This window comes from Synechococcus sp. R55.8 (genome assembly GCF_047461895.1).
In the GTDB taxonomy this organism is placed as follows: Bacteria; Cyanobacteriota; Cyanobacteriia; order Thermostichales; family Thermostichaceae; genus Thermostichus.
Window position 1 is genome coordinate 1 of sequence record NZ_JANSIB010000106.1, and the last position, 10,130, is coordinate 10,130.

The window sequence follows — 10,130 nt, forward strand, 5'->3', positions numbered from 1 at the left end:
GATCCCTGTGGGACAGATTTTTGCTGCTGCCTCCAAACATAGTGGAGACTATCGTCAATTCTTGACTTTAGACGCTAGATGTAGATCCAAGATTTCTGTGTTACCGAACACGCCAGGCGCGGATGCCTCAGCCTTGGTGCTCCGTACCGCTATCGCGAATGCCGCAGCGCGCGCCTACATAAGAAGGCAGGTCAGGCCAGCCCAGCGACCCTCCAGGCCCAGGTGTGTTGCACTCCTGCGGGAGAAAGGGGGAGCTGCGTTCCGCTCGCTCGACCCACCGCAGGATGGTTTACATTTCTTCCACCACCCCAAGGGCGCTTTATAGTGAGGATCCGGTCTCCATCGGTCAAAGGATTGGAAGGGCCATGTCTCACTTCACCACCCTGCAAGTGCAAATCAAAGACGCCGATCTCCTGGAAGAGACTCTGAAGGAATTGGGCTACGCTGTGCAGCGGAATGCCAGCCTGCGGGGCTATCTCTGGAACCGCACCCGCGCCGATCTGGTGATCCGGCAAAAGAATGGCTTCGACATCGGGTTTCGTCGCAACGGGGATCACTACGAGCTGGTGGCCGATCTGTGGGGGGCGGGCATCGATCCCAAGACCTTCCTGGAGCCGATTTTGCAGCGCTACGCCCACAAAAGTTTGCTGCGCTCAGCCCGTGAGCAGGGCTATACCATCGAGGCCGAAGAAGTGCTGGAGGATGGCACCATCCGCGTGGTGGTGGGGCGTTGGCTATAAGCCAGGTTCATCGGGATCTGCCCATGGTAGGTAAGCCTCAGCCGGCTGTCAGAACTGGCCAGGGATCCCGGCCCCAACCTTGGGATCTGGTGTTGGGGGGGCAAACGGCAACCGGGAGCGCCCCGGCCCATGCCTTAGTGCTGGGAGGTCTCGAGGGGGCGCGGCGACGACTCGCCCATAGCGATGAAGCCGTGCGCTTAGCCACGCTATCCCAGTTGCTGCAGTACGGGTCGGCGGGCCTGGCCGAACTCATTGCAGCCCTCGCTGGCAACAGCTCTTGGGCGGTGCGGCTGGAAGCTTGGCGGCTGTTGTCTCAGCTAGGCCAGCCGGAGGCAGAACAGGCCTGTTGCACCTACAGCCCCTTTCGCCCGGTGGGGGGAGCGCAAGGGGTGATCGTGGCCTATCGGCGTGGGGAGCGGAACTTTGCCTACGCCGACCTGGAGGGAGCCGACCTTCAAGAAGCACGGCTGGGGGGGATCAACCTGTGGGAGGCCAACCTGAGGCGGGCCAACTTGCGCTTTTGCAACTTCAACGGCGCCCGGCTGCGGCAAACGGATTTGCGCCAAGCGGATTTGCAAGGGGCCAAGCTGAGCGGAGCCGACTTACAGGGAGCCGACCTGCGGGGATCCGACCTGAGGGGGGTAAAAGTTAGCGGCACCAGCCTGCGGGGATCCCGGCTTTCGGAAGAGACCCACCTAGAAGAACGGGTGCGCCACATCTGGCAGTTGCAGAATTGGGGGGGACAGGGACAGGATTTCTCCGGCCAAGACCTGAGCAAAGCCGATCTGCGGGAACTGGTGCTCTGTCAGATCCGGCTGAGGGGAGCGGATCTGAACCGGGCGGATCTGCGTGGATCCAACCTAGAGGGAGCAGATTTGGGGGGAGCCAACCTACAGCGGGCGGACTTGCGGGGGGCCAAGCTGTCCAATGCCGACCTGGAAGGGGCCAATCTCAGCGGTGCCGAGCTGCGTCAGGCCCAGTTTCAGGGGGCTAACCTGCGGCGGGCCGATGTCAGCGGGGCCAACCTAACCCAAGCCAACCTGGAAGGAGCTCAGATCGAAGGGTTAAAGCACAGCGGATCCCGGATTGCCGGCCTGATCTTTCCCGACGGCACCCCGATCAAGCCCTGGTGGTGGTAACAGGTGCCTACCGCTCACCCAATGAGCCAAATCCAAAGGAATCCCAAGATCCCCCGGCAATTGGGCAAACCCGGATCACCATAGGAGTAGAGATACCTATGGAGTACAGCTATGGTTCTGGCAGAACAGCTCTCGACAAAACCGCTCACCGCCGACGAGCTTCGCAAAATGGATGCCTACTGGCGGGCCGCCAACTATCTGTCGGTCGGGCAAATCTATTTGATGGATAACCCGCTGCTGCGAGAACCCCTGAAACTGGAACACGTGAAGCCGCGCCTGCTGGGGCACTGGGGCACCACACCCGGGTTGAACTTCATCTACGTGCATCTCAACCGCATCATCAAACGGGAAAACCTCAACATCCTCTACATCACCGGCCCCGGCCACGGTGGCCCTGCTCTGGTGGCCAACACCTACTTGGAAGGCACCTACAGCGAGGTGTATCCCAACATCGGCCAAGACGCCGAAGGCATGCGCAAGCTCTTCAAGCAATTCTCCTTCCCCGGCGGCGTGCCCAGCCACGTGGCTCCGGAAACCCCTGGCTCCATCCACGAGGGGGGAGAACTGGGCTATGCCCTGGCCCACGCCTTTGGGGCTGCCTTTGATAACCCCGATCTGCTGGTGGCCTGTGTGGTGGGGGATGGAGAGGCGGAAACTGGGCCCTTGGCCGCTTCCTGGCATTCCAACAAGTTCCTCAACCCCATCCACGACGGAGCAGTGCTGCCGATTCTGCACCTGAACGGCTACAAGATCGCCAATCCCACCGTTTTGGCCCGCCTCAGCCGTGACGAGCTGCAAAATCTGTTTGTGGGCTACGGCTACAAACCCTACTTCGTAGAAGGCTGCGAGCCGGCAGAGATGCACCAGTTGATGGCCGCCACTTTGGACACGGTGATCCACGAGATCCAAGAAATCCAGCAGCATGCCCGCAGCAAAGGGGATCCCACTCGTCCCCAGTGGCCGATGATCATCCTGCGCACCCCCAAAGGCTGGACCGGCCCCAAAGAGGTGGACGGCAAAAAGGTGGAAGATTTCTGGCGCTCCCACCAAGTGCCCCTGGCGGATCTGGCCAAAAAACCGGAGCACCTCAAGGCTCTGGAGGACTGGATGCGCAGCTACAAGCCGGAAGAACTCTTCGATGAAAATGGCCGTCTGCTGCCGGAGCTGCAAGAGCTGGCCCCCAAAGGGGAAAAACGCATGGGGGCTTTGCCCCACGCCAACGGCGGCCTGCTGACGCGGGAGCTGAAAATGCCAGATTTCCGTCGCTACGCCGTGCCTGTCCCCCGCCCCGGCACCACCGAAGCCGAAGCCACCCGAGTTCTGGGGCAATTTTTGCGGGATGTGATGAAGCTCAACCCCCACAACTTCCGCCTCTTTGGCCCCGACGAGACGGCTTCCAACCGCTTGGATGCTGTGTTTGAGGCCAGTGACCGCACCTGGGTAGCTCCCATCTACGATTGCGACGAGCACCTCTCCCCCGATGGACGGGTGATGGAGATCCTCAGCGAGCACGTCTGTCAGGGCTGGCTAGAAGGCTATCTGCTGACCGGGCGACACGGGTTCTTCTCCTGTTACGAAGCCTTTATCCACCTGGTGGACTCGATGTTCAACCAACACGCCAAGTGGCTGAAAACCACCCGGCACATTCCTTGGCGGCGGCCCATCCCTTCCCTCAACTACCTGCTGACTTCCCACGTGTGGCGGCAGGATCACAACGGCTTTAGCCATCAGGATCCCGGCTTTTTGGATCACGTGGTCAACAAAAAGGCCGAAATCATCCGCGTCTACCTGCCCCCGGATACCAATACTCTGCTCTCGGTGGCCGACCACTGCCTGCGCAGCCGCCACTACGTGAATGTGATCGTGGCGGGCAAACAGCCGGCCCTGCAGTACCTGGACATGGATGCGGCCATCAAACACTGCACCCAGGGCTTGGGAATCTGGGAATGGGCCAGCAATGATCAGGGTTCAGAGCCGGATGTGGTGATGGCCTGCTGTGGCGATGTGCCCACCATGGAAACCCTGGCGGCGGTGGACTTTTTGCGGCAGCACCTGCCGGAGATCAAGATCCGGGTGGTGAACGTGGTGAACCTAATGAAGCTGCAGCCGCCCAGCGAACACCCCCACGGCATTAGCGACAAGGAGTTTGTCAGTATCTTCACCCCCGACAAGCCCATCGTGTTTGCCTTCCACGGCTATCCTTGGCTCATCCACCGCCTCACCTACCGCCGTCCCAACCACCACAACCTGCACGTGCGCGGCTACAAGGAGGAAGGCACCACCACCACCCCCTTCGACATGTGCGTTCTCAACCAGGTGGATCGCTTTAACTTGGCCAACGACGTCTTGGAGCGGGTGGATCGCTTCAAGTACCGGCGGGATCACGTCCAGCAGCTTATCCGGGACAAGCTGGTGGAGCACAAGCAGTACATCTGCAAACACGGGGAAGATCTGCCGGAGGTGCGCAACTGGAAGTGGCCCTATTGAAGGGATCCCCACTCAACTAACTTTCGCCTCTGAGCTCTGGCAGGATAGAGTTTTTGAGGGTTTGGAGGTTGAGGGTGTGAGGGGTTCAGAAGGGGTGGATGCGGATACACTTCCCGATCTGGAGCTGGAAGAGACGGAGTGGGGAGGGATGGCGCTCTCGCTGGGGCTGGGTTTAGCCCTCTCGACCCTTGTGATCGGGATCCGCCCCCAGGTGGTCGTTCCTTTTGGGTTGAGCGCGTTGGGTTCGGCCCTGCTGGGATCCCTGCTCATCCCCGGGTTGCGGCGCTGGAAGGCGGGGCAAGTGATCCGCCAGGAGGGGCCCCAATCCCACCAGAAAAAAGCAGGCACACCCACCATGGGCGGGATCAGCTTTTTGCCCGTGGGGCTACTGGTGGCCGGGATCTGGATCGGCTGGGATCCCCATTGGCTGGCTGTCGCGCTGCTCACGCTGGCCTACAGCTTTGTCGGCTGGCTGGACGATTGGCTGGTGATCCGACAGCAATCCAACAAGGGGTTGTCTCCCCAACACAAGCTGTTGCTCCAGGTGGGGGTCGCCCTTGGGTTTTGTGTCTACCTGGCCTGGCAGGGGATCCCGACCAGTCTGACCTTGCCGGGGATAGGCACCCTCTCTCTGGGCTGGCTGTTCTGGCCCTTGATCCTGTTTGTGTTGGTGGGCACCAATAATGCCGTAAACCTCACCGATGGTATGGACGGCTTGGCGGCAGGGGTGGTGGCCATCCTGCTGATTGGGCTGGGGCTCCTTCACAGGGATCCAGAGCTATCGGTGTTGGCTTTCACCCTGAGCGGTGCCTGCTTGGGGTTCCTGGTTCACAACCACCACCGGGCACGGCTGTTCATGGGCGATACCGGATCCCTGGGGTTGGGGGGCGCTCTGGCCGGGTTGGCGCTGCTGGGGGATCAGCTCTGGGCCTTGGCCCTGATGGGGGGAGTGCTGGTGGCAGAGGCGCTGTCGGTGATGCTGCAGGTGGGCTACTTCCAATACACCAAACGCAAAACCGGCACAGGCAGACGGCTGTTGCGCATGTCGCCCTTGCACCACCATCTGGAGCTGGGGGGCTGGTCGGAGGTGCAGGTGGTGGGATCCCTCTATGGGATAACGGCGCTGCTGGTGGGGCTAGGCTGGGCCTGGTGGCACTGGACCGGAATGTGAGTTCGAGCTGGGGATCCACCGGGATTCCAATGGGGGCCTGACCTCAAACGGGTTGTTCGGCGTGGGAAATGGCCACCGGCAGATCGGCCCCCACCCACTAAGTCCCGGGATCCCTTCTGTTGTGAGGAAAACGCAAAGATTACTGACCGATGTTTGTTCCCTGTCAAATTTCCAACTGAATCTTTTACATTCACCGTTGCAGATCGGGGATCGCTGTAACGTATGGATATGAACTTAAGTTAACATTGCCTTCCCCTGTAACCCAGTTGGAGGCCTCTAAAAGGAGTGTAATCTCATGATGCCGAGTGGCTCCAAAAATTCCGATAGGCCAGCGGCACAGTCAGGGCACAGCGATTTGGTCTCCGACCCGCCGATGCAAGCGGCTCCTTCTCCGGCAGGTGCTGCTGAGCTTTCCTCTGCGCGGCCGTACGTGGTGTTGCACGGCCATTTCTATCAGCCGCCCCGAGAGGATCCCTGCCTCAACCGCATTCAGCGACAGCCGAGCGCCAGCCCCTTTCACGACTGGAACGAGCGCATTTGGGCGGAATGTTACCGCCCCAACGCCTTTGCCCGCGTTCTGGACGACCAAGGACGGGTGGTGCGCATTGTCAACAACTATGAATTCCTGAGCTTTAACTTCGGCCCCACTCTCCTCTCTTGGTTAGAGGAGCATGACATTGAAGTTTACCAACGCATTTTGGCCGGCGACCGCCTCAGCGCTGAGCGGCTGGAGGGTCATGGCAATGCCATCGCCCAAGTCTACAACCACGTCATCCTGCCCCTGGCCAACGAGCGAGACAAGTACACCCAGATCCGCTGGGGAATTGCCGATTTCCAACACCGCTTTGGGCGCCATCCCCAGGGGATGTGGCTGGCCGAAACCGCCATTGATGCAGCAACGGTCACGGCCTTGGTCGAATGTGGGATCCGCTTCGTCATTTTGGCCCCCAGCCAAGCGCAGCGCATTCGCCCCTTGGGACAAACGGAGTGGATCGACGTTAGCCAAGGCCAGATCGATCCCCGTCGGCCCTACCGCTGCTTTACCCCCGATCGGGAGGGGTACTTGGATATTTTCTTTTTCGATGGCCCCATTTCCCGTGACTTGGGCTTTGGGGATATCGTCTACAGCACCCACTCTCTGGCGGAGCGGATCCGTTCCGCTCTGCGCCCGGACAAAGAGGGGGAAGCCTATCTGATCAACTGTGCCACCGATGGCGAGACTTTTGGCCACCACAAGCGGGGTGTAGAACGCACACTGGCCTATGCCTTTTGCGAGGAATTTCCCCGCCGGGGCTGGCAGGTGGGCAATTACAGCCATTTTCTCAGCCAACATCCCCCCACTTGGGAGGTGCAACTGAAACCGGTCACCGCCTGGAGCTGCGCCCACGGGGTAGGACGGTGGTCGCGAGACTGTGGCTGCGGAGCGGTGGGAGGGTGGCACCAACGCTGGCGGCAACCGCTGCGGGAGGCCCTCAACTGGCTGCGGGATCAGCTGGCCGAGATCTACGAGACGGAGGCCAGAGCCTACCTGCGGGATCCCTGGCTGGCGCGGGATCGTTACATCGAGGTGATTTTGGATCGGGAGCGCTGCGATGCCTTTTTGCAGGAGCACCAAAGCCACCGCCTCACCGCCGAAGATCGGGTGCAAGTGCTGCGCCTGTTGGAGATGCAGCGCTACAGCCAGTTGATGTTCACCAGTTGTGGCTGGTTTTTCGAGGAGCTATCCCGTCCTGAAGGGGTGCAGATCCTGCGTTACGCGGCACGGGCTATCCAGTTGGCAGCAGCAGTGGCGGATGTAAACCTGGAAGAGGAGTTTTTACAGCGCCTGAGCAAGGCCCCCAGCAACCTCGACCTCTACAGAGACGGCAAGGGGGTCTATTGCGCCTTGGTGCGCCCCAGCTTGATCAGCCCGCAACGGCTGGTGGCTCAGCACGCCATGTTTTCCCTGTTTAACGGGATCCCCCGTTCCCAAGGATATGTGCTGGATCAAGTGGATCAAGAGCGCCTGACGATAGGAGGATCGACGCTGGCCATCGGGCGGGTGAAGCTCTCCTTTCCCACCACCCGCGAAGAGCACGACCTGATCTACGCCATGCTCCATCTCGGCGGCTGGGACTTTCAATGTGGCGTCAAGCCGTTTGCCGGGCGGCGCATCTACGAGCAGATAAAAGCGCGGCTGCTGGCCGGATCCCACAGTCGGATACAGATGATCCTGACCCTGCAAGATCTGTTTGGGCCGGAAACCTTCGACTTGAACGCCCTCGACGACGAAGATCGGCAGCAGATGATGCGCTGGCTCACTCAAGATACCCTAGACCGCCTGGCCCAGCTCTACCGCCAAACCTACCTGGACAATTACGGGGTCTTGATGGCCTTTCGGGCCGACGGCCTGCCGATCCCGGAAGAGTTGTTGGCTGCCGCTCAGATCACCCTCAACCAACGCCTGTTGACCAGTTTGCGGGCGATGGAAATGGAAGAGGGCAAGCGGGATCACCTGCTGGAACTGCGGGCAATTGTGCGCGAGGCCGAGCAGTTGGGGTGTCAGTTGCGGCGGGAAGAGGCAGCCCGGGTTCTGGATCGGCTCCTACAGCGGGGGATGTGGCACCTTGCCCACGCTTTTGAGCCGGAGACCTTCGGCGAACAGCTCTACAACCTGGAAGAATGGCTGCAATTGGCTGCAGACCTGCGCCTGCCCATCAACTTGGATCGCCTGCAAGAGCTCTATCTGACAGCGCTGGAGCGTCAAATTGGCCCGCGTTGCCCAGCTTGGCCCCAAGAAGACTGCCGAGACATTTCTGCCGAAAACCTGCACCGCCTCTTACAGATTGGGCAGCGGATTCGGGTCAACGTCAATGCCTGGCTGCGTCACCTACACCCCCAAAATTAAACCCCCAAGATTAAGTTGAGAGCTCAGTGAACTTTAAAGCCATCGGGATGACAGGATTCGAACCTGCGACCCCTTCGTCCCGAACGAAGTGCGCTACCAAGCTGCGCTACATCCCGACTGACAGGCCCCTTTAACCGCCCGCCGAAGCTCAACAAGTATAGCACGCCGGCTACGAACAATGATGACAAGGGATCCCCGGCAGAGAAGGGGATCCGATCTGCGCTAAGCTGCAAAAATCCCCCCTCTCGTCAGCCCAAGTATGAGTCAGTCTAAGGGTTTCCGCAAATCCAAGCCTGAGAAAAAACCGGCCAGCTCCAACACTGCCAAGCGCAAGGAAGCCGCCAAACGGTACGACGAGCTGAAAGCCAAGGGGATGCCGGAGTTCAACATCTTTGCCCGCCGTCGCCAGCCCGCGCCTGGCCAGCCCAACCCTTGGCTGCCGGTGGGATCCCTGGCAGTGGGACGTTCCAGCGCCATTCACCAAGCCATTTTCCAAAACGAGGAAGAACTCAAAAAAGCAGCCGTCAGGCTGTTTCCCCGTCTCGGCAAGGTGAAAGATGACCTGGAGTTTGGGTTTCGCCTCAAGGACAAGGACTTCCAAGACGAGCCGATCCAGGTGGCGATCCGCCCCCAGCCTTCACCCCTTCAAGTCTGGATGGCCAAAATCCGAGGTTGGTTGGGCCTCTCCGGCAAAGGAACCTCCAAAAAAGCTTAGACCGCCGCAAAGGCCCTGGGCAGCCAGCTCAAAATCAGAGGGTTGACCACCTCTGGGCGCTCGTCGTGGGGGCAATGGCCTGTATTGGGAATGGGCAAGAACTGGTAGTCGATCCCTTTCACGTGGTTTTGAAAGCCGCGACCCCGTTGAATGGGCGTCCAGGGATCCCCCTCTCCCCAGAGCACCAACAGCGGGCAGCGCACCTGAGGCAATAGGGCTTCAGGAGTTGGGCCGGGGGGAGCGGTGAGAATCGAGGCAAACACCTGCTGAGCGCCCACATCACAGGAAGGGGCATAGAGAATCTCCACCAGCTCATCCGTAATGGCGGCGGGGTTACGGTACACCTGCTTGAGAGTTGCGCGGATACGCTGCCGCTGCCGCACCCGATCGAACAAAAACGGCCCCGTCACCGGAGAAGCCGCCAGAGCGGTGAAAACACTCATGAAAAGGCGGAAAATCGGGCTGAGCTCATGGGAGCGATGGTTCAACCCCCCGGCGCAGTTGAGCAACACTGCTCCTGCCGTTAACTGGGGATGCCGGGCGGCCATGATCAAGCTGAGCAAGGCACCAATGGAATTGCCGATAAACACAGCAGGCTGCTGAATGTGCTGCTGCCAAAAATCCACCAGCAACTCCGCCCACAGATCCAAGGTGTAGGGGAGAGCAGGCTTGGCCGAGCCGCCAAACCCCAGCAAATCCAGGGCATAGACCCGGTATCCTGCCGCAGCCAGCACGGGGATGTTGTGCCGCCAATGGCCGATGGAAGCCCCAAATCCATGCACCAAGACCAGCGGGGATCCGGATCCCTGCACCACATAGCGAATGGCATGTCCGCGCCAGCTCCAGACTTGGGGAGCAAAAGGAGCAATGGCCTCAGCCGCAGAACCGGCAGAAGAAGCAGTCAGCACAGCCTGAAAACAGACCCAGTTAAAGATGTAGGTAGAAACTCAGAGCCATCCCTGTTCATCATAGCTTCGGAATGCCTTTGTCT

7 protein-coding genes and 1 tRNA gene are annotated in these 10,130 nt (G+C 60.2%); 6 read left to right on the forward strand and 2 right to left on the reverse strand.

Features of this window, described 5'->3' with window-relative positions:
- Positions 1-365: 365 nt before the first annotated feature.
- The 5 genes from NW829_RS10485 (at position 366) to NW829_RS10505 (ending at position 8,424) form a co-directional block, all read left to right on the forward strand.
- Positions 366-740 carry a DUF1257 domain-containing protein gene (locus NW829_RS10485; RefSeq protein ID WP_011432773.1) on the forward strand — a complete coding sequence of 125 codons (375 nt, stop codon included), beginning with the start codon at positions 366-368 and terminating at the stop codon, positions 738-740.
- A gap of 23 nt (positions 741-763) precedes the next feature.
- Complete coding sequence (locus tag NW829_RS10490) at positions 764-1,879, forward strand: pentapeptide repeat-containing protein (protein WP_414417032.1); 1,116 nt, start codon at positions 764-766, stop codon at positions 1,877-1,879.
- A 111-nt stretch (positions 1,880-1,990) separates the two neighbouring features.
- Entirely contained in the window at positions 1,991-4,366 is a 2,376-nt protein-coding gene (locus NW829_RS10495) for a phosphoketolase (RefSeq protein ID WP_414329861.1), read from the forward strand.
- Between the two features lie 148 nt (positions 4,367-4,514).
- On the forward strand, positions 4,515-5,537 hold the full coding sequence (gene mraY / locus NW829_RS10500) for a phospho-N-acetylmuramoyl-pentapeptide-transferase (protein ID WP_414417034.1): 1,023 nt from the start codon (positions 4,515-4,517) through the stop codon (positions 5,535-5,537).
- 295 nt (positions 5,538-5,832) lie between these two features.
- The gene (locus NW829_RS10505) at positions 5,833-8,424 is read left to right on the forward strand and encodes a DUF3536 domain-containing protein (protein WP_414413370.1); all 2,592 of its coding nucleotides are present in this window, start codon (positions 5,833-5,835) and stop codon (positions 8,422-8,424) included.
- A 42-nt stretch (positions 8,425-8,466) separates the two neighbouring features.
- Here NW829_RS10505 and NW829_RS10510 read toward each other — a convergent pair.
- Positions 8,467-8,540: transfer RNA gene (locus tag NW829_RS10510), tRNA-Pro, on the reverse strand.
- A 143-nt stretch (positions 8,541-8,683) separates the two neighbouring features.
- On the opposite strand from NW829_RS10510, the gene NW829_RS10515 reads away from it, so the two are divergent.
- Positions 8,684-9,139 (forward strand): HHL1-like protein, encoded by a 456-nt coding sequence (locus NW829_RS10515; RefSeq protein ID WP_414381947.1) that lies wholly within the window; start codon positions 8,684-8,686, stop codon positions 9,137-9,139.
- Here the strand turns inward: NW829_RS10515 and NW829_RS10520 are convergent.
- Positions 9,136-10,047: an alpha/beta fold hydrolase gene (locus NW829_RS10520; protein WP_414417033.1), complete on the reverse strand. Its 912-nt coding sequence runs from the start codon at positions 10,045-10,047 to the stop codon at positions 9,136-9,138. The genes NW829_RS10515 and NW829_RS10520 overlap by 4 nt on opposite strands.
- Positions 10,048-10,130: the final 83 nt, after the last annotated feature.

Bases quoted from the DNA above. Each gene is read 5' to 3' on its own strand.
- NW829_RS10485 (WP_011432773.1), top strand. From the start codon at position 366: ATGTCTCACTTCACCACCCTGCAAGTGCAAATCAAAGACGCCGATCTC.
- NW829_RS10515 (WP_414381947.1), top strand. From the start codon at position 8,684: ATGAGTCAGTCTAAGGGTTTCCGCAAATCCAAGCCTGAGAAAAAACCG.
- NW829_RS10505 (WP_414413370.1), top strand. From the start codon at position 5,833: ATGATGCCGAGTGGCTCCAAAAATTCCGATAGGCCAGCGGCACAGTCA.
- NW829_RS10490 (WP_414417032.1), top strand. From the start codon at position 764: ATGGTAGGTAAGCCTCAGCCGGCTGTCAGAACTGGCCAGGGATCCCGG.
- mraY (WP_414417034.1), top strand. From the start codon at position 4,515: ATGGCGCTCTCGCTGGGGCTGGGTTTAGCCCTCTCGACCCTTGTGATC.
- NW829_RS10495 (WP_414329861.1), top strand. From the start codon at position 1,991: ATGGTTCTGGCAGAACAGCTCTCGACAAAACCGCTCACCGCCGACGAG.